The organism is Bacillus kexueae (genome assembly GCF_022809095.1).
GTDB classification, from domain to species: Bacteria; Bacillota; Bacilli; order Bacillales; family Aeribacillaceae; genus Bacillus_BZ; species Bacillus_BZ kexueae.
Window position 1 is genome coordinate 147,801 of sequence record NZ_JALAZE010000002.1, and the last position, 24,289, is coordinate 172,089.

Genomic DNA, 24,289 nt, shown 5'->3' on the forward strand with positions numbered 1-24,289 from the left:
ATAATATTCCATTCCTATTGTAATGGTTCTGGAATGAAAATGCCATTCTCACTTCAATTCGTTGCCTTTTTTATGGTTTAATAAAGATAAAGGAATCGTAAAGGAGAAGATTATGAAAAAAGAAATATTAGCGAAAATTAAAGAGTACGATACCATTATCGTTCATCGTCACGTTCGTCCCGACCCTGATGCATTTGGCTCACAATGCGGTTTGGCAGAGCTGTTGAAAGCATCTTTCCCTAATAAGCGTATCTTCGTTGCTGGGGAAGATGAGCCGTCGCTTGATTTTATGTACAAAATGGATGATATTCAAGATGATATGTATGAAGGGGCGCTTGTCATTGTCTGTGATACGGCAAATGTAGACCGAATTTGTGACCAACGCTATAAGACAGGTGACTTTATTATTAAGATTGACCACCATCCAAATGAGGATCCATATGGAGACATGCTATGGGTAGATACAAATGCAAGTTCTGTTAGTGAAATGATTTATGAGTTTTATTTAGCAGGGAAGGAAGATGGGCTGCAAATGACAGATGAAGCAGCTCGACTTATTTACGCAGGCATTGTAGGTGACACGGGAAGATTCTTATTTCCAAGTACGACGAAGAAAACGTTCAAGTATGCTAGCGAATTAATTGAATACCATTTCTCTCCAACAGATATTTACAATGAAATGTATAAAATGAAGCGATCAGTTGCGACATTAAATGGTTATGTACTTCAAAATTTCTTAATGAAAGAGTCTGGTGCAGCTTATATTTCACTGACAAAAGAGCTTCTACAACAGTTTTCTGTAACCGCATCAGAAGCTTCTCAATTAGTTGGATCACTGGGGAATATTGAAGGTGTAAAGGCATGGGTATTCTTCGTAGAGGAAGACAATCAAATTCGTGTAAGGCTAAGGTCAAAAGGACCTGTAATCAATGAACTGGCTAAAAAGTACAACGGTGGTGGACATCCTATGGCTTCTGGGGCTACCATCTATCAATGGGAAGATGCTGAAAAAGTAGTAGAAGATTTAGATTTTCTATGTATAAACTATTAACATCATTTGAAACAAGAGGGCACAGTTGCCCTCTTGTTCTATTTCCTTATCCAGTTGTGCTTGAAATTATAGAGTTATCTGTTTGTTAAAACAAGTGGGTCTAACGAGGTGGGATTTGAGCGATGATAAAAGATTTGAGAGATTTTTAATCTTCCAATTCGGGTTGGACAGGGATGAACCAAGAACCGAATTCCGTTACATCTTCATGAACGCGCAAATTTTGGACTTCAATCTCTTTTTTGATTAATTGTACAAGATCTGCAGATTCAGCGAAGGCTGAAACTCCGTTGCGAATTCGCTCCACTTTATCTTTTGCCATTTGGCGATGGTCGATAACGAACATGTTCATAACCTCCTTTTTATTAGTGTTAAAGGAATTTAATACGTTTTATCATGATTGAAGGAGCGTCTAGCTTGATGAGGTCTTTTGTTGACGCTTACATTTTTGTTATCTTTATTGTATCCAAATTAGGCGAAAAACGCGATAAAATTAAAAAATATTCAAAAAACTTTCACCTTTTAAAAATGCTCGTTTCTAAAAGATTGTTGTATTATTAAGACATAAAAGTAGCGATGTATCAAAAAAGATATCGGACAGTTTTAGATTTGAAACGTGAAAACTGTCCGACACTATTGGGATTTGAAAATTTCTACCTCAACGATTACAGTGGTTGAAATGACAAGTTGGGTAACTTTGAATTTAAAAATGTAATCTTCAATTTCATCGAATCGTTCATTTTCAATCGTTTTCATAATTAGGTGTCGGGTATTAATAACACTTTCAATATCTTTTGCTTTTAAATTTGATAAGTCTTCTTCTATGTGCTTTTGAATTTTATATTCCATCATTTTGTCCAATTTATACTTATCGCTATTTTGGATGTTGACTTTAATCGTTTGAACGGTCAACAACTGTTCATTTTGGTTATTTAATTTTTCTACATCTTCTTTCCAAATATCAATCTCTTTGTTTAATTCCTTTATTGTTTCCTTTTGTTTCATAATGATCGCGACGTGCTGCTCTTGCAAATGTCCATATGTGTACAAAAAAAACCCCCAGCTGATGAGTGCACCTACGACAACTCCAGAAAAGAAGCGTTGCCACGAAGGTTTTCTGTAGTAAGGAGGAATTCTCATGATACATGCTCCTGAGTCAACCAAGAAATAAGAAGCCACCCCGTCTGTGCGCCTCCCATCGCAGAGACAATTAGCAGAAACTGCTTGACGACATCTTTCGTTTGACCTTCGAACAACCCACGTTCAAAGCTGAAAAACGTATCAAATGTACCTCCAATGGCAGCTACGAGTGCCCAAATCTTCAATTTATTGGCCAGACGAAAAATTGAAGTGAGCGGTGCATCTCCAGCCAAATATGCGCCCAACCCTCCAATGATTGCACCCCCGAATAAAACGCCAAATGCGATAAAGTAAACTTTAATAAAGGTCATTAAAAAGGCTTCAGCACTCATTACACATCATCCTCTCTCTTCTATACATATGGACAATCTGTTTTATATAGCACCTATACTTTAAACGCATCTTGATTGAGATATGATTCCAGCAAGTAATGGAGCGTACTACTAAGTATTCAATTTAAAAATGGTTGTAGAAGTAGCGGTGCTTACAAAAATATCCAAAAGAAACAACAAACACTTAAAAAATTAATGGTTCAAACAACATTTGTCTTGAAAGATTGATTGAGACTATAATGGAATATAACAAAATTCGTAAAGGTGGGAGTTTGATTGTCATTCGTTCACCTTCAAGTCAAAAGCGCTTACAGCCTCCTTTTAAGTGCTGCGAGTGTAGAAAGGCTTGTCGAACGCAGTAAACAATTAAAATATGAGGCAATTGCCTTAACAGATCATCACGTATTATACGGAGCGATTGCTTTTTATAAGCTTTGTTTAAAGCATCAAATTAAACCGATTTTTGGACTAACCGCATCTGTTGAAATTAAAGGAGAGTCCTACCCTTTTATATTGTTGGCAAAAAATGAGATAGGGTATCGTCATCTATTAAAGATTAGTAGTTTATTGCAAACAAAGTATAAAAAAGGGATTCCGATTTCAGTCCTTAAAACAAATTTAAGCGAACTAATTGTCCTTTCCGGTGGAAAGGAAAGCCTTATAGAAAAACTTATCCTAGAGGGGAAAGAAGAGGACGCGAAAAAGGCAGCCCAATTTTTTCAGCAAGTAACAGATGGGGCTTTTTATTTGTCTATACAACGATTAAAAGAGACGAATGAATCAGAGCTGAATCATACATTAATTAACATTTCACGTTCCATGTCCATTCCGTTAGTGGCAACGAATGACGTTTCTTATGTCGAAAAAGATGATGCCTTTGCTTATGAATGTATGGTAGCAATTGGGAAGGGAACACAAGTTACGCAGGAAACGGTAGGGTCCGATCAACGCTATTTGAAAGCCCAACATGAAATGATAGAGCTGTTTCGAGATATTCCAGAGGCAGTTGAGAATACAAAAAAAATTGCGGATCAATGCCAGGTAAAGTTTAACTTAGGTCAGTTAAAGTTACCGAAATACCCCGTTCCAAATGGTATGGATTCCGAGCAATACTTCGAACGTTTATGTATTGAAGGGCTAAAAAAGAGAGTGAATAATCCAAGTGATGTATACTACGATCGCCTCATTTACGAAATTGAAATTATAAAGCGGATGAACTTCTGTGATTATTTCTTAATTGTTTCCGATTTTATGCTTTACGCAAGAGAGCAAGGTATATTAACAGGACCAGGTCGTGGGTCTGCTGCAGGATCGCTTGTTGCCTATGCTTTACATATTACCGATGTTGACCCGATTAAATACCATCTTTTATTCGAACGTTTTTTAAATCCAGAACGTATTACCATGCCCGATATTGATATAGACTTTCCCGATTCGAGACGAGACGAAATGATTCAGTATGTCATGAAAAAATACGGAAAACATCACGTAGCTCAAATCATTACATTTGGGACCCTTGCTGCAAAAGCAGCAGTGCGAGATATCGGAAGGGTACTAGGTGCATCTTTAAAAGAAGTGGATAGCATAGCGAAGCAAATCCCTTCGAAACCAGGGATTACGTTACGAGAAGCAATAAAAGAGTCACCTGCTTTGAAAGCGAAAATGGAAGAATCGACGGTTGCTAAGCATATTATTGAAACGGCAATGAAGGTAGAAGGGCTTCCTAGACATGCTTCAACTCATGCAGCAGGCGTTGTTTTGAGTGATCAGCCATTAGTTGACATCATCCCTCTACAGGAAGGACATCAAGGTGTTTTTCTTACTCAGTATGCAATGGATCACTTAGAGGATGTTGGATTGTTAAAAATGGATTTCCTTGGTCTACGAAACTTAACATTAATTGAGAACGTGACATCTCTTATAGAAAAGTATGAAGGAACTAAAATTTCGTTTGAAGAAATTCAGTATAAAGATCACAAAACGTTTTCTCTCTTAGCGAAAGGAGATACGACAGGGGTTTTCCAGCTAGAGTCTGAAGGTATGCGAAATGTCTTAAGGCGACTTGCCCCTCATTCATTAGAAGATATCGTTGCCGTGAACGCGCTCTACCGTCCAGGTCCGATGGAGAATATCCCATTATTTATTGACCGAAAGCACGGGAAGAAAGCGATTGAATATCCTCACGATGATTTGCAGGAGATATTGTCACGAACATATGGAGTTATCGTCTATCAAGAACAAATCATGGAAATCGCCTCTAAAATGGCAGGTTTTTCGCTCGGGGAAGCGGATTTGCTTCGACGTGCAGTCGGGAAAAAAATTAAATCAGTTTTGGAAGAAGAAAGGGAGCATTTCGTAGAAGGGTGTAAAAAGAAAGGGTATTCGATTGAAACGGCGAATCAAGTATATGACCTTATCGTAAAATTTGCGAATTATGGATTTAATCGAAGTCACGCTGTCGCTTATAGTATGATTTCCTTTCAACTTGCTTATTTAAAGGCTCATTACCCACATTATTTTATGGCAGCTTTGCTTTCGAGTGTAAGTAGTAGCGATTCTAAATTAGCTCAATACATTCAAGAAGGAAAAAGTAGTGGAATGGAATTTTTACCTCCTTCCATTAATCGAAGCGGCTATTCGTTTTTTGTGGAAAAAGGTGCTATCCGCTTTAGTTTGGCAGCTATTAAAAACGTAGGTATCTCCGCATTAAAAGAAATTTTTCAGGAGAGGAAAAAAAGACCATTTGAAGATTTGTTTGATTTTTGTGTGAGAGTTTCTGGTAAATCGGTCAATCGGCGGACGATTGAATCCCTCATTTTCTCGGGAGCATTTGACGAATTTGGAGTGGATCGAGCTGTTTTGCTTGCATCACTCGATGTAGCATTGAACCATGCGGAGTTATTAAAAGGGGACGATGAGAATCAATTCGATTTATTCCTTCAAGAGGAATTGAATATTAAACCGAAATATGTGGAAGTTGAACCACTCCCTCCGTTTGAGAAGCTCCAATATGAAAAAGAAGCTCTTGGGTTTTATTTTTCTAGTCATCCGGTCGATCCTTATGAAGAAGCGTTGAAACAAACGGGAGCGATTCAAATTTCAGAGGCACAAAAAAGGATTAATAGACAGGTAAGTATGGGGGTATTCTTAGCAAATTGCAAACCGATTCGAACAAAAAAAGGTGAAGCGATGGCCTTTTTATCAGTCAGTGATTCAAGTGGTGAATTAGAGGCTGTAATCTTTCCGAAGGATTATGCAAAATACAACACTTTGTTACAAACCGGGTCTGTGTTGGTCGTCCAAGGAAAGATGGAAGTCAGAAACGAAAAGCTACAGTTGATTGTTCAAAGTGTGAGTGAAATAAAAACGCTCGTACAATCCATATCTTCTAAAAAAGTGTTTATTAAATTGCAAGATGCATCAATGAATGATCAAATCGATAAGTTGAAGAACGTACTCCGAACTTATCAAGGTTCTTCACCAGTTTATGTTTATTATGAGCATACAAAAAAAACGGTTCAGCTCCAGCGAGAATATTGGATCAATCCAACGGAATCTTGTATTCAATTATTAAAAAATATTGTTGGGGAAAAACATGTGGTGGTGAAATAGTGTTATTAAATATAAACTTGGTGACGTAGAGATTTGTTTTAGATAGTGAATTCGGTGAGGGATTCTTTTTAGTGCTGAAGTGATTTTCAACACGGTGTTCATCCTTGAATATAAAGGTGTTGAACCCCCTCACTCTTTACATTCATTAAATATGTGATATATTGTAATGGTGGTCTGACCACCTAGGAGCAGAAGATCCCTCACCATTCAAAAGGTGTAATGAGGTCTAACTGTCTAGATTGGTCGGATTATTAGAAAGAATATAAAGCTTGGAAAAGCTACCGAATGAAGTTTCACTTATATAAATTTTTTTAGCCCTTTAAGGAGTGAACAAACAATGTCTTTAAGAGAAGAAGCCTTACATATGCACCGTATCCATAAAGGAAAATTAGAGTCAAAATCGAAAGTTCCGGTGCGGAATGCAGATGATTTAAGTTTAGCCTATTCTCCAGGGGTGGCTGAACCTTGTAAAGCGATTTATGATGATAAAAATAAAGTTTACGAGTATACAATGAAAGGAAATATGGTTGCCGTTGTATCAGATGGTACGGCTGTTCTAGGTCTTGGCAATATTGGACCTGAAGCGGCACTTCCTGTTATGGAAGGAAAAGCTGTACTTTTTAAGAGTTTTGCAGGAGTAGACGCATTCCCTATTTGTTTAGATACGACCGATGTGGATAAAATCGTAGAGACAGTAAAATTACTAGAGCCAACTTTCGGTGGCGTAAACTTAGAGGATATTGCAGCTCCAAACTGCTTTGAGATTGAAGAACGATTAAAAAAGGAAACAAATATTCCAATCTTCCACGATGATCAACACGGTACGGCTATTGTGACAGCAGCTGGTTTAATTAATGCACTAAAGCTCGTCGGTAAAAAGATGTCAAATATCAAAGTGGTAGCAAATGGAGCAGGTGCAGCTGGTATTGCGATTATTAAATTACTATATCGTTACGGTGTGCGTGATATCATCATGTGTGACTCAAAAGGGGCTATTTTCGAAGGCCGTACATACGGAATGAATTCAGTAAAAGAAGAAGTTGCTAAATTTACGAACCGTGAACGAATGGAAGGGTCATTAGGTGACGTGATTAAAGATGCCGATGTATTTATTGGCGTATCGGTTGAAGGGGCTTTAACAAAAGAAATGATTCAAACGATGGCTGCTGACCCAATCATTTTTGCGATGGCAAATCCAGTCCCTGAAATTATGCCTCAAGATGCGAAGGATGCAGGAGCTAAAGTCATTGGTACAGGAAGATCTGACTTTCCGAACCAAGTAAATAACGTTTTAGCGTTCCCGGGAATTTTCAGAGGGGCATTAGATGTAAGAGCAACACATATAAATGAACAAATGAAGATGGCTGCAGCAAGTGCCATTGCTAATTTGGTAGAAGAAGAAGAATTGCGACCAGACTATGTTATCCCGGCTCCGTTCGATCCACGAGTTGCTCCAGCCGTTGCGGCAGCTGTTGCAAAGGCAGCGATGGAAACGGGCGTTGCACGCTTAAAAGTAGATCCGAAAGAGATAGAAGAAAAAACGAAGAAGCTTGCCATTATCGAAGAAAAGTGAGTGATTGAATGGTGACACCTTCAAAACAGAAGGTTTTCTTGAATACATTAGAAAAAATCAAAAAAATTATTCAAGATGATCAATTACTGCCTGGTGACAAATTACCATCTGAACGAGAGTTGTCTGATCGTCTCGCTGTTGGAAGATCCTCTGTCCGGGAGGCTCTTCGCGCATTAGAACTATTAGGTATCATTGAAACGCGAAGAGGAGAGGGTACTTATATTCAAGATGCTAGAGATAATCATTTAATTCCGCTACTTGGAACATTTATCTTACAAGACTCAATTTCAAAAAAAGACTTGCTTGAGATGAATGAAATGTTAGAAATTCAGGCATTGATGTTAATACTAGGTAATAAACCGATTGAAAAACTGAAAGATTTACAGAGTCAATTAATTCAAAAAGATGAAGTAGAGATTATGACAGACTTGATGAAATTGGCTGATAACTTCTTGCTATATCGAATTTGGTCAGTGCTTCATCAATTCGTACGAGCCGTTTTACCACCGGCTGTTGGTCGTTCAAGGGAGGACTTTGAACATCTCCTTCATCATTTAATTCATCATGACCAAGAAAAAGTCGTACAAGTTTATCAATCACTTTCTTATAAAACAGTTGGGGAATTAGAAGGTACGGAAATAGGTAACGATTCTTCTAAGGGAGGTTTTCCTACGTGATAAAAAATATTTTTGCGAAAAAAAAGAAATATGCAACCATCCCTTCGGAACAAGCGAAGCAAGAAATTCCAGAAGGGATTATGACGAAATGTCCGAGTTGTAAAAAAATCATGTATTCGAAGGAACTAAACAAAAACCTTCGTGTATGTACAAATTGCGGTTACCATCACCAAATGGGATCAAGAGATCGTATAAAGAGTCTATTTGATGAAGGAACGTTCGAAGAATTGGACAGAACGTTATCTTCCAAAAATCCATTAAACTTTCCAAGTTATCTTGAAAAGTTAGAAAAGGATCGTCAAAAGACGAACTTAAACGAAGCGGTTGTCACTGGAGAAGGTGAGATTAACGGCTTTCCAGTTGTCGTTGCAGTAATGGATTCGAGCTTTAGAATGGGAAGTATGGGCTCAGTAGTAGGTGAAAAAATTACGAGAGCGATTGAAAGAGCTCATGAAAAATCAGTTCCTTTTATTATTTTTACCGCTTCAGGTGGGGCACGCATGCAAGAAGGTGTTTTAAGCTTAATGCAAATGGCGAAAACAAGCTCTGCACTTAAACACTTCAGTGATGAAGGCGGCCTTATTATCTCCATTATGACCCACCCGACGACAGGTGGAGTTTCTGCGAGCTTTGCTTCACTTGGAGACTATAACTTTGCAGAACCCGGTGCACTAATTGGCTTTGCAGGTAGAAGAATTATCGAACAGACGATTAGAGAAGAATTGCCTGAAGACTTCCAAACAGCGGAGTTTCTGTTAAAACATGGACAACTTGATGCAGTGATTCATCGCCACGACTTAAAGGAAACTCTCACAAATCTTCTCGATATACATTGTGGAAAGGGTGATGTAACGTGGCTGGAGAATTAGAATTTGAAAAACCCGTCGTTGAATTGCGAGAAAAAATACGCGAACTAAAAGAGTTTACAAAGAATGCGGATGTTGATTTAACAGCTGAAATTCAAAAGCTTGAAAATCGATTGCAAAACTTAGAGCAGGAAATTTATCACAATTTAACCCCTTGGAATCGCGTTCAGATTGCCAGACATCCAAATCGCCCAACTACACTCGATTATATTGAAAGGCTTTTTGATCATTTCTTTGAAGTGCATGGAGACCGATTCTTTGGAGATGATGAGGCAATCGTTGGAGGAGTAGCAAAATTCCAAGGAGTACCAGTTACAGTTATCGGACACCAACGTGGAAAAGATACGAAAGAAAACCTTCGTCGAAATTTCGGGATGCCACATCCAGAAGGATATCGAAAAGCGTTGCGTTTAATGAAGCAAGCAGATAAATTTAATCGCCCAATTATTTGTTTTATTGATACGAAGGGTGCTTACCCTGGAAAAGCAGCCGAAGAAAGAGGACAGAGTGAGGCGATTGCCAAAAACTTATTTGAGATGGCTGGCCTACGTGTTCCAGTTATTTGTATCGTCATCGGAGAAGGTGGAAGTGGAGGAGCACTAGCTTTAGGTGTAGGTAACCACATTCACATGCTCGAAAACTCTACTTATTCAGTTATATCGCCTGAAGGGGCAGCCGCTTTATTATGGAAAGATGCAGGCTTAGCACAAAAAGCGGCAGAAACAATGAAGATTACTGCCCCTGACTTAAAGGAACTCGGAATCATTGATCAAATTATTCCAGAAGTTAAAGGTGGTGCTCATCGAAATATTGATGAGCAAGCTGATTACATTCGAGGGGTATTAACCGATTCATTAAAAGAATTAATGAACATGAATGTTGAGGAGCTTATTCAGCACCGTTATAACAAATTTAAACAAATTGGTGAATATACGAATGATGACTCGTATGTAACCACTTAAAAACAAAAATAAAAATGGAAAATCGCTTCAAGTATATCGGGGCGATTTTCTTCTTTTATTATGCTAGAGCTTAATTAATCAGTTATCGGAATATCATCGGCTACTATTTTTCATAAATTAAGTGATTTTTCTATTCGAAGATGGATTTTAGATGAAAATTCATGTAAGATGTAAAAGCGTGGCTCTTATGGACAAGGGACACGTTTTCATTTTCTTTGACGTAATTTTGAGTACACATCGGTTTTAGCAACAAGAATATGAAAACGTTCAGTTCTTTACGATGCGTAATATGGCGAAAATCTTCTCTTACACTAAGAGCTAGATTGTGTATAATAGTAGAGGGCTAAAGTTATAAAGAGATAAAGTCATAAAAAGGGGTCATAGCCTAATTGTTGTCGTGTTATGCTTTGGTTAAAACGGTTTGGTGAGGTGAAATGACTTGAAAAGAATCGGTGTTTTAACGAGTGGTGGAGATTCTCCAGGAATGAACGCGGCGATCCGTGCAGTTGTGCGAAAAGCAATATTTCACGGTTTGGAAGTTTATGGGGTATATAATGGATATGCGGGCTTGATTTCTGGAAAAATTGAGAAGCTAGAGTTAGGCTCTGTTGGTGACATCATTCATCGGGGAGGAACGAAGCTTTATACTGCTCGTTGTGAAGAGTTTAAAACGCTAGAAGGTCAAAAAAAGGGAATTGAGCAGCTGAAAAAGCATGGCATTGAAGGTCTCGTTGTAATTGGTGGAGACGGGTCCTACATGGGTGCGAAAAAATTAACAGAACATGGTTTCCCTTGCGTTGGTGTCCCTGGAACGATTGATAACGATATCCCAGGAACGGACTTTACCATTGGTTTTGACACAGCTTTAAATACAGTAATTGATGCGATTGATAAAATTCGTGATACAGCGACATCCCATGAGCGTACATATGTTATTGAGGTAATGGGGCGTCATGCAGGAGATATCGCTTTATGGTCAGGTCTTGCAGGTGGAGCAGAATCGATTTTAATTCCTGAAGCAGGCTTTGAAATGGATGATATTATTGGCCGATTAAAACGTGGTCATGAACGCGGGAAAAAGCATAGTATTATCATTGTTGCTGAAGGCGTAGGTAGTGGTGTTGAAATAGGAAAGAGAATAGAAGAATTAACGCAATTTGAAACACGTGTGTCTGTATTAGGACATATTCAACGTGGTGGATCTCCAACAGCGTTTGACCGAGTGCTAGCGAGCCGTCTAGGCGCATATGCTGTTGAATTACTACTGGAAGGTCAAGGAGGACGCTGCGTCGGAATTCAAAACAATGAATTGGTTTCGCACGATATTTTAGAAATTCTTGATCAAAAGCATACAGTTGATCAAAACATGTATAAATTATCACAAGAGCTATCAATTTAATGATACAATAAACTCGGCGGATGGGATCGTTTCCATATTTTTTTCAGGAGGTTACTTTTTGATGCGTAAAACAAAGATTGTTTGTACGATTGGTCCTGCTAGTGAAAGTGTTGAGATGTTAGAAAAATTAATGGATGCTGGCATGAACGTTGCCCGTTTAAATTTCTCTCATGGTGACTATGAAGAGCATGGTGCGCGTATTAAAAGCATTCGCGAAGCTTCTAAGAAGCTAGGAAAAAACGTAGCGATCTTACTTGATACAAAAGGTCCGGAAATTCGTACACATACGATGGAAAACGGAGCAATTGAGCTTGTTGCTGGTTCAGAATTAATTGTGTCCATGAAAGAAGTCGTTGGAACAGAAAAGAAAATTTCCATCACATATGAAGGACTTATTAACGATGTTGCCGTAGGTTCTACAATCTTACTTGACGATGGTTTAATTGGATTAGAAGTTCTAGCGATTGACCATGCAAACAACGAAATCCAAACGAAAGTACTGAATAGTGGTACGTTAAAGAATAAAAAAGGTGTGAACGTTCCTGGTGTAAGCGTCAAATTACCTGGTATTACGGAAAAAGACGCAAAAGATATCGTTTTCGGTATTCAGCAAGATGTTGATTTCATTGCTGCATCATTCGTGCGTCGTGCATCTGATGTGTTAGAAATTCGTGAACTATTAGAAGAGCACGGTGCAGAACATATTCAAATTATCCCGAAAATCGAAAACCAAGAGGGTGTAGATAACATCGACGAAATTTTAGAAGTTTCGGATGGTTTAATGGTTGCCCGCGGTGATTTAGGGGTAGAGATTCCTGCTGAAGAAGTACCGCTAGTTCAAAAGCAATTAATTGAGAAATGTAATAAGCTTGGAAAGCCTGTTATTACTGCAACTCAAATGCTTGATTCTATGCAACGCAATCCGCGTCCAACTCGTGCGGAAGCTAGTGACGTTGCGAATGCCATCTTTGATGGAACAGATGCTATTATGTTATCTGGTGAAACAGCAGCAGGTTCATACCCAGTGGAAGCAGTACAAACAATGCATAATATCGCTTCTCGTGTTGAGCGCTCTTTACAATACAAAGAGTTATTAGCAACTCGTACGAAGCAAGCTTGTACGATGATTACAGATGCTATTGGCCAATCTGTAGCGCATACAGCACTAAATCTTGATGTCTCAGCAATTGTTACTCCGACTGTGAGCGGCTATACGGCGAAAATGATTTCTAAATATCGTCCGAAAGCACCAATTGTTGCTGTTACAGCGAATGAATCTGTTTCACGTAAGCTTGCTTTAGTATGGGGTGTTTACTCACGTGAAGGTGAGATTGCTACAACAACCGATGAAATGCTTGATATTGCAGTACGTGAATCGATTCAAACAGGTATTGTGAAACATGGTGATCGCGTCGTGATTACAGCAGGCGTACCAGTTGGTGAAACAGGTTCTACTAACCTAATGAAGGTGCATGTTGTAGGTGACGTTGTAGGAAAAGGACAAGGAATTGGGCGTAAATCTGCTTTTGGAAAGGTCATTGTAGCAAATACTGCTGAAGAAGCAAAAGAAAAAATGGAAGAAGGTGCGATTCTCGTTACACGTGGTACGGATCGCGATATGATGGATTCCATTGAAAAAGCAGCTGCTATTGTAACTGAAGAAGGTGGATTAACTAGCCATGCTGCAGTAGTTGGGTTAAGCTTAGGCGTTCCAGTTATTGTAGGCGTAGAAAATGCAACAACAGCAATGCATGACGGACTTGAAATTACTGTTGATGCAACACAAGGTATCATTTATAAAGGTCACGCAAGTGTACTTTAATCATATAAAAAGGGAAGGTTAATTCGTTAACCTTCTCTTTTTATCTATTTTCAACTATACTAATACCAACATGATTGTTGTGAGGTGTTTACATGCGAACGTTGCTTTTGTTTTTGATTATCGTCCCAGCATTGGAAATCGGTCTTTTATTATTTTCAGGGCGTACACTAGGCGTGTTACCAACGATCCTATTAATTATTTTAACTGGGGTACTGGGAGCGTATTTAGCAAAGAAGCAGGGGATTCATACACTTAGAAAAGTTCAAGAAGAAATGAGTTACGGAAGGCTACCTGGCGATGCAATTATAGATGGTTTATGTATTCTAGTTGGAGGTGTTGTTTTACTAACTCCTGGCTTTATTACAGATGCTATCGGATTTATCTTATTATTTCCTCAAAGTAGAAACTTGTTAAAACCACTCATACAACGAATTATTAAAAATATCGTAGATAAGAATCATATAACGATTATTCGCCCGTAAATAAAAAGCTAGAAAGTGTGTGTGCACCTTCTAGCTTTTTATTTTCCTTTAATAAACGCCCAAATCTCTTCTAATACACCTACAGTATAGAGTGTTTTGAGAAGGACAAGGGTAACAGGGCCAATCATGAGTCCGATGAAGCCGAATAATTTAAAGCCAATAAATAATGAAACTAACGTAAAAAAAGGATCGATTCCAATAGTATAAGAGATAATTTTCGGCTCAATGATTTGCCGAAATATTAACACGATGACATAGAGCACACCAATGCCAATTGCCGTTGGCAAACTGCCGCTAAACGTTAAATAAATAATCCACGGTACAAAAATGAGCCCTGTACCCACGTAAGGGAGTAAGTCGACAAGCCCTATTAGAATAGCAATTGTAAGAGCGTAGTTTACGTTTAAGAAAATGAGACCTAAAAGGACAATTAAAGTTGTTATGGAGATAAGCGTAAGTTGTGCTTTAAGAAATCCGAAAAAGGCTTTTTGTAGTTCTGCAAAAACCGCAAAGCTGCTTTGCTTGGCACGTGCTGGGAGAATCTTACTAATTTGTCGTTTCCAACGGTTCCAATCTTTGCTAATAAAAAAGGTAGCTAATAGAGAAAAAATGAGAACAGTTGCTGTATTTGGGAACCAGGAAAGTAGCATCGGAATTCGTTCTAACGAGTCCTTTAGAAAGGCAGCGGTATTTGAGCCAACATGTTCCCCAAACGATTGAATATTTGATAAAATAGTCTCTTGTTGATTAATATCTAGTGACTGAAACATTTGAGCCATCGAGTGATAGATTGGAAACAACTGTTTGGTCATAAACGCTTCTAAGTAAAGAACGAGCTTCTGGAAATGTTCGGGGACGACGGTTGCTAAATAAGTTGTGCCCTGAATAATTTCGGCAATGATGAATGTAAAAAGCCCGATGATAAGAGAGAGAAGGATAACTAAAACGAAGAAAGTAGCAATACTTCTATTCAGTCTTGCCCTCTCCTCAAGAAACTGAACAACTGGATGAATAAAAAACGCGATGATAAATGCAATAAGAAAAGGGTAAATCAATGAAGACAAAAAATATAAAATCAAACCGCCAATCACAATTACAAGTAAGGTGCCAAGAAGACGTAAAAGGCGGGTGAAAAGGATTCGGTCCATAACACTGCCTCCTATTTATAAATTCTTTTTTTTATGCAGAAATCGTTGAGGAGACAAAATAACAATTAGTAACAATGGCTTTTTAAAGGGTTGTACAACCATTATATACACGGAGTCTTTCAGACATGTTTAAGGAAGGAAAAGTGAGGAGAAAAATATGTTTAATCAGGCGTCATTATTTTTAATTTTATTATTGGTAATCGGGTTCATTGCAAAAAATCAATCATTAATGATTGCGGTATCTTTCTTGTTAGTAATCAAATGGATTGGGTTGGATGAAAAAATTTTTCCGTCTATTCAAAAGAGTGGGATTAACTGGGGAGTAACCGTCATTACCGTTGCCGTATTAGTTCCAATCGCAACAGGAGATATCGGTTTTAAACAATTAATAGAAAGTTTAAAATCACCATATGCATGGGTTGCACTACTTTCAGGTGTAGCCGTTGCCTTAATCGCTAAAAGTGGCCTTTCTTTATTATCGAACGACCCACACATTACAACCGCTCTTGTTTTCGGGACGATATTAGCTGTTGCACTTTTTAAAGGTGTTGCAGTTGGGCCGTTAATCGGAGCTGGGATCGCTTATTTAGCGATGCAACTCGTGAAAATTTTTCAATAAAGTGTTTAGTCAGGGGCTGTCCAGAAAGTACAGTCCCTCTTTTTATCGTAAATCAAATTCGATTAATCTCTTCCGATGGCGACGCTTTCCGAAGGCACGGCCTGTCTAGTTACAGCTCTTAACGTCTATTGAATGATTTTCTCCCGTATGGACAGTCGCCTCAATTTTTCTAACGGACTCCTCAACTCATTTGTCTGCGGATCTTCGGTTCGTACTGTTGTCACTGGAGTCGCCCTCTTTCGCTTCAAGTATTTCATCAATTCATGGTCAACAAGCAACCATGTATGAGAATACCGCCTTTTTCACTCTCACCAATGTTGGTAAAAAAATTGTGATTTAACTTTAAATTTATTTTTTTAGTTTAATGAATGCACAAGTGATACTTGAGAAAAATAGAATTGTTGTCAAAAGTATTTAGCGATTCGGTATGATGGTTATCTGACATAAGGAATACTTATTTAAAATTATAAGTAATTGTTATTAAAATAATAATTTTCTTAAAAAATATCTTATTTAACGGATTCACAAAAGTCTGATAATTGTTTATAATAAAGATGAACAACCAATTACTAGAATTCTTTTCATTTGTTGTTACGTTTCCCGTGATTTTTTCTTTTTTTCAAAAAAGAAATGTAAGCATTTTCTTTTTTCGTTTGAAATGAGCAAACGCTCGATAATAGTATTCCATAAACACTCACAAGAAGGATGAGGAGAATACTGATGTAGAAAAGGAGAGATGTATATGACAGCAACACGCGGTCTAGAAGGGGTAGTAGCCACTACTTCATCAATTAGTTCAATTATTGACGATACATTAACGTATGTAGGATACAACATTGATGACTTAGCAGAAAATGCAAGCTTTGAAGAGGTTGTCTATTTATTATGGCATCGTCAGCTTCCAAACGCTGAACAATTACATACGCTAAAAAAAGAGCTTGCTTCAAATGCTAAAATCCCAGCGGAGTTAGTAGAGCATTTGAAATCATACCCGATCAATTCGGTGCACCCAATGGCAGCGCTCCGCACAGCGATTTCATTTCTTGGACTATTTGATGAAGAAGCGGATGAAATGTCACAGGAAGCTAACTATCGCAAAGCAATTCGTCTTCAAGCAAAGATTTCCACAATCGTTACTGCATTTGCTCGAATTCGCAAAGGGCTAGAGCCGGTAGAACCACGTGAGGATTTAGGTTTTGCTGCTAATTTCCTTTACATGTTAACTGGAAATGAGCCAGATGAAGTTGCAGTCGAAGCATTTAATAAGGCTCTCGTATTGCATGCCGATCACGAATTAAATGCATCAACATTTACATCCCGTGTCTGCGTGGCAACATTATCTGATGTTTATTCTGGTGTTACAGCGGCAATTAGTGCTCTAAAAGGTCCTTTACATGGTGGGGCAAATGAGCGTGTAATGAAGATGCTCACTGAAATTGGTGAAGTTGAGCATGTAGAATCATATATTCGAGAGAAGTTAGATCGAAAAGAGAAAATTATGGGCTTTGGTCATCGCGTATACCGTAAAGGAGATCCACGTGCCAAGCACTTAAAAGAAATGTCAAGGAGATTGACGAGCATTACTGGAGAATCTAAATGGTATGATATGTCTACAAAGATTGAGTCCATTGTAACAGGAGAAAAATCATTGCCGCCAAATGTGGACTTCTACTCAGCGTCGGTTTATCACAGTTTAGGAATTGATCATGATTTATTCACACCTATTTTCGCGGTGAGTCGTGTATCTGGCTGGTTAGCTCATATCCTTGAACAATATGACAACAATCGTTTAATCCGTCCTCGTGCTGATTACGTTGGACCGGAAAAGCAAGCTTACGTACCAATCGATGAGCGTAACTAATGTCAAATAAATATGGGAGGAATTTTCCTTCAGATAAGTTGAACGCAAAGTTTACTTCAGTTTTGCGGACTTGTTAGAACTTCTTGTCAAAATATTTATTGGAAGATGAGAAGGGTCTGAAGTAAAGGGAATTCCTCTCTTCCAAATAACTTATACATATCTATTTAGGAGGGAATAATCGTGGCAGAAGGTCAAAAAATTACAGTAACTAATGGTGTACTAAACGTTCCAAACAATCCAATCATCCCGTTCATCGAAGGAGATGGGACAGGCCCTGATATTTGGAGAGCCGCTTCAAGAGTGTTAGAAGCAGCGGTTGAAAAAGCATACAATGGCGAGAAGAAAATTGTTTGGAAAGAAGTATTAGCTGGGGAAAAAGCTTTTAACCAAACAGGTGAGTGGCTACCAGCAGAAACATTAGATGTTATTCGTGATTATACCATTGCGATTAAAGGACCATTAACGACTCCAGTAGGTGGAGGAATTCGTTCTTTAAACGTAGCACTTCGCCAAGAACTTGATTTATTTGTATGTCTGCGTCCTGTTCGCTACTTTGAAGGGGTACCTTCTCCAGTAAAACGCCCAGAAGATACAGACATGGTTATTTTCCGTGAGAATACAGAAGATATTTACGCAGGTATAGAATATGCAAAAGGCACAGAAGAAGTGCAAAAGGTAATCAACTTCTTAAAAAATGAAATGGGCGTGAATAAAATTCGCTTCCCAGAAACATCCGGTATCGGAATTAAGCCTGTTTCGGAAGAAGGAACAAAACGTCTAGTTCGTGCTGCCATTAATTATGCCATTGAGCATGGTCGAAAATCCGTAACACTTGTTCATAAAGGGAACATCATGAAGTTTACGGAAGGTGCTTTCAAAAATTGGGGTTATGAACTAGCTGAGCAAGAATTCGGTGACAAAGTATTTACATGGGCAGAATACGATCGCATTGTGGAGAAAGAAGGAAAAGACGCTGCCAATAAAGCTCAGGATGAAGCAGTTGCAGCAGGAAAAATTATCGTAAAAGATGCCATTGCAGATATCTTCCTTCAACAAATTTTAACTCGTCCTCGTGAGTTTGATGTTGTTGCTACGATGAATTTAAACGGTGACTATATTTCAGATGCGCTGGCAGCTCAAGTTGGTGGAATCGGTATTGCTCCTGGTGCGAACATTAACTATGAAACAGGACATGCAATCTTTGAAGCTACGCATGGTACAGCTCCGAAATACGCTGGATTAGACAAGGTTAATCCGTCATCTGTCATCCTTTCTGGTGTTTTAATGCTTGAGCATTTAGGATGGACTGAAGCAGCGGAATTAGTGATTAAATCAATGGAAAAAACGATTGCTTCTAAAGTTGTAACGTATGATTTTGCTCGACTAATGGATGGCGCAACTGAAGTAAAATGTTCTGAATTTGGAGATGCACTTATCCGAAACATGGACTAATTGAGAATGGGGGCTGCTTAAGCAGCTTCCTCTCTTTCCTATAATGAGGATAGGAAAAGCATTTCGACAGTAAAGGGGTTGTCAAAAAATGATGAAGCGGAGAAAGATTTCTGTCATTGGAGCAGGATTTACAGGGGCAACAACTGCTTTTTTACTTGCACAAAAAGAACTCGGGGATATTGTATTAGTAGATATTCCACAAGCAGAAAATCCAACGAAGGGGAAAGCATTGGACATGCTTGAGGCAAGTCCAGTACAGGGGTTTGATGCAAATATTATCGGCACATCCAACTACGAAGATACGGCGAACTCAGATATAGTTGTCATTACGGCGGGAATTGCTCGTAAGCCTGGAATGAGCCGAGATGATTTAGTTCAAACAAACCAAAAGGTTATGAAAAGTGTGACGAGTGAAGTGGTCAAGCATTCTCCTGACTGTATCATCATTGTATTAACGAATCCGGTTGATGCTATGACTTATACGGTCTTTCAAGAATCTGGATTTCCGAAGCATCGTGTAATCGGTCAATCAGGGGTTTTAGATACAGCTCGTTTCCGTACATTTGTTGCACAAGAATTAAATTTATCTGTAAAAGATATTACAGGGTTTGTTCTTGGGGGACACGGAGATGACATGGTTCCATTAGTTCGTTATTCGTATGCAGGTGGAATACCTCTAGAAAAGCTAATTTCAAAGGATCGCTTAGATGCGATTGTGGAAAGAACACGTAAAGGTGGAGGCGAAATCGTTAACTTATTAGGAAACGGAAGTGCCTATTACGCACCAGCTGCTTCCTTAGTCGAAATGGTTGAAGCCATAGTTAAAGATCAACGCCGAGTATTACCTACGATTGCCTACTTAGAAGGGGAATATGGCTTCGAAGGTATATATCTCGGAGTGCCAACAATTTTAGGTGGAAAAGGATTAGAGGAAATTATTGAGCTTGACTTAACCGATGATGAGAAAGCTGCATTACAAAAATCCGCTGATTCTGTTAAAAATGTCATGAAGGTATTAGTGTAGGTGTTGAAGGGGCAATCACTGCCCCTCCTAATGAAGAGAAATTTGTAAGCGATTTCAACAATACGAATAGGTGGTGGAATACATGTTATTAGGAAAAAAACGAAAGCTTGGTCGACAAATTGAGGAAATGAGTGTAGGAGAAAAGTTAACTTTAACGGAAAAAATCGAAGACAAAGACATTCTATTATACTTAGGGTTAACAAATGATGCTAATCCATTATTTATCCAGCATGATTTTGCTTCGCAAACGACGTTTAAAAAGCCAGTTGTTCCAACAATCATGTTGACGGGTATTGTAGCATCAGCGATCTCGAAATATTTACCAGGACCAGGTAGTTATATAAAATCCCAATCATTATCGTTCCCTTTACCTGTCTATCATTATAGTGTTGTCCATTTTCTCTTTGAAGTGAAGGAAATTGATATCAAAGCAAATGAAGCTGTAATTGAAGTAATTGGTAAAAATGAAGAAGAAAAAGAAGTTGTTCAAGGTGTTTTAACCGTTTGTCCACCTAAGCAAATCGATACGATGAACGGACGAGCACTCGAAAATTTCTGATGATTCGAACATTTAAGGTGTGTAAATAGTTCATTTCATATGGGCTAATTACACACCTTTTTTTGGTTAGGAAATTGGTGAATGGATGCAGGGTGGAGTTTTAACGATATAGAAGTAGGTGTAGCTAAAGACACTCTACAATGGCGACCTAATGTGACAATTCATTTTACGAAAGCGTTGGAATAGTTGTAAAATGAAGGAATCAATACAACAAAGGTTGTCTAAGTTGTTTTTCTTTCGTTAAAATAAAAGTTAGTAAATAAACACTTTACCGAAGTGATAACTTTTAATCTTATACACTTCGAGATTTATTTTCGTTCAAAGGCTTTTTTCTAAAGGGTTGTTGCTTTAGTACATTGTACAGAATTGTATTTACACGATGTAATGGAGCGGAAGACATATGACTCCTGCGGGATGTAGAGAAAAACAAGTGTCTAGAGCGCAATGTACAGAATTCATTTGAAAAATGTCTGAAAAAGCAACAATATTTAATATGAAAAACAATTGGCATTTAAATAAATTTATTTCTTGGATAAGGGGAAATTTGACAAGAAAGTTGGATGATCATTATGGGTAAAAAAGTTTTAGTTGTTGATGATGAGCAATCGATTGTAACGCTTCTTCAATACAATTTAGAGCAGGCTGGGTTTGAAGTAATAACAGCTTCTGACGGTCAAGAAGGTTACAATAAAGCGCTTGAAGAGTCACCAAACATGATTATTTTGGATCTTATGCTACCGAGCATGGATGGTATGGAAGTGTGTAAACAACTCCGTCAACAAAAAGTAGGTACACCAATCTTAATGCTTACAGCAAAAGATGATGAATTTGATAAAGTATTAGGATTAGAACTTGGGGCTGATGATTATTTGACAAAGCCGTTTAGTCCTCGAGAAGTCGTAGCGCGCGTGAAAGCGATATTAAGACGTGTCGCAGCATCAGTTCAATCACAAGAAACGAAAACAGTTGATAATAATCCGAATCAAATTACAATCGGTGAATTGAAAATTATGCCAGAGCATTATGAGGCTTATTTTGCAAATGAGCATTTAGACTTAACTCCTAAGGAATTTGAGTTGTTACTATACTTAGGGAAACATAAGGGAAGGGTATTGACACGAGATCAATTGCTAAGTGCTGTTTGGAACTATGATTTTGCTGGTGATACGAGAATTGTTGATGTTCATATTAGTCATTTACGAGAAAAAATTGAACGAAACACGAAAAAACCTGTTTATATTAAGACAATTCGTGGATTAGGCTACAAGTTGGAGGAACCAAAGCTAAATGACTAAATTTCGTTCTCGACTATTATTTGCATTAACCACTTTAATAATTGCTGTTTTAGTTGCGCTTGGCTTAATTTTAGGGCAACTGTTTAATTCTTTCTATTTGCGGACTTTTGAAGAGCGATTTGAAAAGGAAGTTTTGCTTATCGAGCAATTATTGGAGTCAAATGAAATCGAGGTAGAAGAGCTAATAGAAGTGGCTCATACGACATTAAACTCCCAAGTCATTCTGTATGATGCCAATGGAAACGTTATGTACCAGTCTAAGGGTTCATATAATCAAGAACAAACAATTGGCGATTTAATTATTGCAAACTATCGGAATGAAACAGAGGGATTTCGTATTTGGGAAAAAGGAAATGAAGTATTTTATTACGGCTACCCTATTGTAAAAGGTAAAGAGATAGAAGGGTATCTCGTTCTCGGTGCTCCGGTAAACGCGTTAAAGTCGATGAGCAAAGACGTATGGTTTTTACTCATTGCCAGTTTAGGTCTAGCATTTCTTGTTATTCTTATTTTAGGAGTTCGAATAACGAGAGAGTATACGAAACCGATTGAATCTGCAACAAAGGTCGCCATTGAATTGGCAAAAGGGAACTATAAAGCAAGAACGTATGAACAAGATTTAGATGAAACGGGAATGTTAAGTCAAGCTCTTAATGTACTTGCTCGTAACTTGCAGGATATGACCCGTGCTCAGGAGATGCAACATGATCGACTGCAAACACTTATTGAAAATATGGGGAGCGGCCTTATATTAATTGATGGAAGAGGTTACGTAAATCTCGTAAATAAAGCTTATAAAGAGTTGTTTCAAGTTAAAGCAGAAGATTTTCTATATAGACTTTACTATAATGTTTTCGCTCATAAAGAGGTTTCCGATTTAGTTGAGGAAGTATTTATGACTGAATCAAAAATTCGGAAACATTTAATGCTCCCGCTAGGTCTCGAACGGAGACACTTTGAAGTTTATGGAGCTCCAATTATCGGTAACAACGATGAGTGGAAAGGAATCGTTCTTGTTTTCCATGATATTACCGAGTTGAAAAAGCTAGAGCAAATGAGAAAAGACTTTGTGGCGAATGTTTCGCATGAACTGAAAACACCGATTACTTCAATCAAAGGCTTTTCTGAAACATTGCTAGATGGAGCGATGGAACATCGGGAAACATTAGAATCCTTTTTATCCATCATTTTAAAAGAGAGTGAGCGTTTACAATCTCTCATTCAGGATTTATTGGATTTATCTAAAATAGAGCAGCAAGGGTTTAAACTAAACATCCAACCTTGTAATATCGGTGAAATTTTAGAAGAAATTTATACTTTGTTGGAAGGGAAAGCGAATGAGCGGAACATCCATCTTACATTAGTAGTCCCAGCTCAAAAAGGACTAATTCAAGGGGATCCTTACAGGTTAAAGCAAATCTTTATTAATTTAGTAAATAATGCCATTATGTACACGAAGCCTGATGGGGATGTAATTCTCGAACTTGAGTATGTTAACGGTGAAACAGTTGTCAGAGTAAAAGATACAGGGATTGGCATCGCCAAAGATGAGTTGCCACGTATATTTGAAAGATTTTACCGTATTGATAAAGCGAGAGCGAGAAACTCTGGAGGAACAGGACTTGGATTAGCAATTGTTAAACATTTAGTTGAAGCTCATTCGGCAGATATTCAAGTAGAGAGTGAATTGGGTGAAGGGACTGTCTTTACAATAACCTTTCAAACAGAAAAATTAATAGGTTAGTTTACAATATTTTTACAACTAATTTATTTTAAATTAATAATAGTCTGTTAAGATAATACATGAAAACCCCTTCATCCAAGGAGCCAATCGTTGACGAGAACATGAATGTGTTCTCGTCCTTTTTTTGTTGTTACAGAAAGTTTAAGTTCAAAAAAGTGTTAGAGTATTCTCTTTACCGTTTTTTTGGTGTCTAGCTCGAAGCGCCATCAGCTCGGGTCGCTTCGGCCCTGCTGTGGCGACGGAAGTCTCCTCGCAGGTCCTCCAGCGCCCTTCGCCTAAGGACTTGCGCTTTTCTTATTTTGTCTTTCTATCTTCTAAACCCCTTATCGTAATAGGCGGACGTTTTGCAGAGTGTTGCACGTGACGAAAAGAACGCGACGTTGACCAAAGAATGTGGTAGTTTTTTAGGTAAGAAAACCTTTCGCGAAATCTTTGATTTTGATTGGCTTCGTTCGGTGGGACTGCCTCTCTAATTTAATGATATAACGAAAAACAACACCCTCATAGAAAAGGGCTAAATAAAACACCTTTATTTTCATCCTCATAATTACTTCTTTTAACATTTGAATCGAATCATTTATTCTTATCTAGGTGTACGAAGCTTTAAGCAGTTGCATAAATCATTCCAACTCTAATTTGTTCACCTTTTTTCATAAATTATTAATGTTTTTCAT

20 protein-coding genes are annotated in these 24,289 nt (G+C 38.1%); 16 read left to right on the forward strand and 4 right to left on the reverse strand.

Features of this window, described 5'->3' with window-relative positions; all coding sequences use genetic code 11:
- Positions 1-112 precede the first annotated feature (112 nt).
- Positions 113-1,051, forward strand: a complete 939-nt coding sequence (locus tag ML543_RS05005; RefSeq protein WP_243386063.1) for a DHH family phosphoesterase — start codon at positions 113-115, stop codon at positions 1,049-1,051.
- Between the two features lie 145 nt (positions 1,052-1,196).
- Here ML543_RS05005 and ML543_RS05010 read toward each other — a convergent pair whose 3' ends face one another.
- The 3 genes from ML543_RS05010 to ytrH all read right to left on the reverse strand — a co-directional run bounded on the left by ML543_RS05010 (position 1,197) and on the right by ytrH (position 2,520).
- The gene (locus ML543_RS05010) at positions 1,197-1,394 is read right to left on the reverse strand and encodes a YtzJ family protein (protein ID WP_243386064.1); all 198 of its coding nucleotides are present in this window, start codon (positions 1,392-1,394) and stop codon (positions 1,197-1,199) included.
- A 287-nt stretch (positions 1,395-1,681) separates the two neighbouring features.
- Entirely contained in the window at positions 1,682-2,188 is a 507-nt protein-coding gene (gene ytrI / locus ML543_RS05015) for a sporulation membrane protein YtrI (protein WP_243386065.1), read from the reverse strand.
- The gene (gene ytrH, locus ML543_RS05020) at positions 2,185-2,520 is read right to left on the reverse strand and encodes a sporulation membrane protein YtrH (protein ID WP_243386066.1); all 336 of its coding nucleotides are present in this window, start codon (positions 2,518-2,520) and stop codon (positions 2,185-2,187) included. Before ytrH ends, ytrI begins: the two co-directional genes overlap by 4 nt.
- Positions 2,521-2,796: 276 nt before the next feature.
- On the opposite strand from ytrH, the gene dnaE reads away from it, so the two are divergent.
- The 8 genes from dnaE (at position 2,797) to ML543_RS05060 (ending at position 13,913) form a co-directional block, all read left to right on the forward strand.
- Entirely contained in the window at positions 2,797-6,132 is a 3,336-nt protein-coding gene (gene dnaE, locus ML543_RS05025; protein WP_243386067.1) for a DNA polymerase III subunit alpha, read from the forward strand.
- 337 nt (positions 6,133-6,469) lie between these two features.
- Entirely contained in the window at positions 6,470-7,705 is a 1,236-nt protein-coding gene (gene ystJ / locus ML543_RS05030; protein WP_243386068.1) for an NADP-dependent malic enzyme, read from the forward strand.
- Positions 7,706-7,743: 38 nt separating this feature from the next.
- Positions 7,744-8,382: a FadR/GntR family transcriptional regulator gene (locus ML543_RS05035; protein WP_243386069.1), complete on the forward strand. Its 639-nt coding sequence runs from the start codon at positions 7,744-7,746 to the stop codon at positions 8,380-8,382.
- Positions 8,379-9,251 carry an acetyl-CoA carboxylase, carboxyltransferase subunit beta gene (gene accD / locus ML543_RS05040; RefSeq protein WP_243386070.1) on the forward strand — a complete coding sequence of 291 codons (873 nt, stop codon included), beginning with the start codon at positions 8,379-8,381 and terminating at the stop codon, positions 9,249-9,251. Before ML543_RS05035 ends, accD begins: the two co-directional genes overlap by 4 nt.
- Positions 9,236-10,210 (forward strand): acetyl-CoA carboxylase carboxyl transferase subunit alpha, encoded by a 975-nt coding sequence (gene accA / locus ML543_RS05045; protein ID WP_243386071.1) that lies wholly within the window; start codon positions 9,236-9,238, stop codon positions 10,208-10,210. The genes accD and accA overlap by 16 nt, the downstream gene beginning before the upstream one ends.
- 439 nt (positions 10,211-10,649) lie before the next feature.
- Positions 10,650-11,609 carry a 6-phosphofructokinase gene (gene pfkA / locus ML543_RS05050; RefSeq protein WP_243386072.1) on the forward strand — a complete coding sequence of 320 codons (960 nt, stop codon included), beginning with the start codon at positions 10,650-10,652 and terminating at the stop codon, positions 11,607-11,609.
- A 61-nt stretch (positions 11,610-11,670) separates the two neighbouring features.
- Positions 11,671-13,431, forward strand: a complete 1,761-nt coding sequence (gene pyk / locus ML543_RS05055; protein WP_243386523.1) for a pyruvate kinase — start codon at positions 11,671-11,673, stop codon at positions 13,429-13,431.
- A gap of 92 nt (positions 13,432-13,523) precedes the next feature.
- A complete protein-coding gene (locus ML543_RS05060; protein ID WP_243386073.1) occupies positions 13,524-13,913 on the forward strand; it encodes an FxsA family protein in 390 nt (129 codons plus the stop codon).
- A 38-nt stretch (positions 13,914-13,951) separates the two neighbouring features.
- On the opposite strand, the gene ytvI is transcribed toward ML543_RS05060, so the two are convergent.
- A complete protein-coding gene (gene ytvI, locus ML543_RS05065) occupies positions 13,952-15,061 on the reverse strand; it encodes a sporulation integral membrane protein YtvI (protein ID WP_243386074.1) in 1,110 nt (369 codons plus the stop codon).
- Between the two features lie 157 nt (positions 15,062-15,218).
- On the opposite strand from ytvI, the gene ML543_RS05070 reads away from it, so the two are divergent.
- The 7 genes from ML543_RS05070 (at position 15,219) to pnpS (ending at position 23,615) form a co-directional block, all read left to right on the forward strand.
- Positions 15,219-15,680 carry a DUF441 domain-containing protein gene (locus ML543_RS05070; protein WP_243386075.1) on the forward strand — a complete coding sequence of 154 codons (462 nt, stop codon included), beginning with the start codon at positions 15,219-15,221 and terminating at the stop codon, positions 15,678-15,680.
- A 742-nt stretch (positions 15,681-16,422) separates the two neighbouring features.
- A complete protein-coding gene (gene citZ / locus ML543_RS05075) occupies positions 16,423-17,541 on the forward strand; it encodes a citrate synthase (protein WP_243386076.1) in 1,119 nt (372 codons plus the stop codon).
- A gap of 180 nt (positions 17,542-17,721) precedes the next feature.
- Entirely contained in the window at positions 17,722-18,993 is a 1,272-nt protein-coding gene (gene icd / locus ML543_RS05080) for an NADP-dependent isocitrate dehydrogenase (RefSeq protein WP_243386077.1), read from the forward strand.
- A gap of 91 nt (positions 18,994-19,084) precedes the next feature.
- Positions 19,085-20,017: a malate dehydrogenase gene (mdh, locus tag ML543_RS05085; RefSeq protein ID WP_243386524.1), complete on the forward strand. Its 933-nt coding sequence runs from the start codon at positions 19,085-19,087 to the stop codon at positions 20,015-20,017.
- Between the two features lie 82 nt (positions 20,018-20,099).
- Positions 20,100-20,576, forward strand: coding sequence for a MaoC/PaaZ C-terminal domain-containing protein (locus tag ML543_RS05090; protein WP_243386078.1), 477 nt, complete (start codon positions 20,100-20,102; stop codon positions 20,574-20,576).
- Between the two features lie 569 nt (positions 20,577-21,145).
- The gene (locus ML543_RS05095) at positions 21,146-21,871 is read left to right on the forward strand and encodes a response regulator transcription factor (protein WP_243386079.1); all 726 of its coding nucleotides are present in this window, start codon (positions 21,146-21,148) and stop codon (positions 21,869-21,871) included.
- The gene (gene pnpS / locus ML543_RS05100) at positions 21,864-23,615 is read left to right on the forward strand and encodes a two-component system histidine kinase PnpS (protein WP_243386080.1); all 1,752 of its coding nucleotides are present in this window, start codon (positions 21,864-21,866) and stop codon (positions 23,613-23,615) included. Before ML543_RS05095 ends, pnpS begins: the two co-directional genes overlap by 8 nt.
- The last annotated feature ends 674 nt before the right edge of the window (positions 23,616-24,289 follow it).

Excerpts from the sequence above, each read along its gene's own strand:
- ML543_RS05005 (WP_243386063.1), top strand. The coding sequence starts at position 113 with ATGAAAAAAGAAATATTAGCGAAAATTAAAGAGTACGATACCATTATC.
- ML543_RS05010 (WP_243386064.1), bottom strand. The coding sequence starts at position 1,394 with ATGTTCGTTATCGACCATCGCCAAATGGCAAAAGATAAAGTGGAGCGA.
- ytrI (WP_243386065.1), bottom strand. The coding sequence starts at position 2,188 with ATGAGAATTCCTCCTTACTACAGAAAACCTTCGTGGCAACGCTTCTTT.
- ytrH (WP_243386066.1), bottom strand. The coding sequence starts at position 2,520 with ATGAGTGCTGAAGCCTTTTTAATGACCTTTATTAAAGTTTACTTTATC.
- ystJ (WP_243386068.1), top strand. The coding sequence starts at position 6,470 with ATGTCTTTAAGAGAAGAAGCCTTACATATGCACCGTATCCATAAAGGA.
- pyk (WP_243386523.1), top strand. The coding sequence starts at position 11,671 with ATGCGTAAAACAAAGATTGTTTGTACGATTGGTCCTGCTAGTGAAAGT.
- ML543_RS05060 (WP_243386073.1), top strand. The coding sequence starts at position 13,524 with ATGCGAACGTTGCTTTTGTTTTTGATTATCGTCCCAGCATTGGAAATC.
- ytvI (WP_243386074.1), bottom strand. The coding sequence starts at position 15,061 with ATGGACCGAATCCTTTTCACCCGCCTTTTACGTCTTCTTGGCACCTTA.
- ML543_RS05070 (WP_243386075.1), top strand. The coding sequence starts at position 15,219 with ATGTTTAATCAGGCGTCATTATTTTTAATTTTATTATTGGTAATCGGG.
- citZ (WP_243386076.1), top strand. The coding sequence starts at position 16,423 with ATGACAGCAACACGCGGTCTAGAAGGGGTAGTAGCCACTACTTCATCA.
- mdh (WP_243386524.1), top strand. The coding sequence starts at position 19,085 with ATGAAGCGGAGAAAGATTTCTGTCATTGGAGCAGGATTTACAGGGGCA.
- ML543_RS05090 (WP_243386078.1), top strand. The coding sequence starts at position 20,100 with ATGTTATTAGGAAAAAAACGAAAGCTTGGTCGACAAATTGAGGAAATG.
- ML543_RS05095 (WP_243386079.1), top strand. The coding sequence starts at position 21,146 with ATGGGTAAAAAAGTTTTAGTTGTTGATGATGAGCAATCGATTGTAACG.
- pnpS (WP_243386080.1), top strand. The coding sequence starts at position 21,864 with ATGACTAAATTTCGTTCTCGACTATTATTTGCATTAACCACTTTAATA.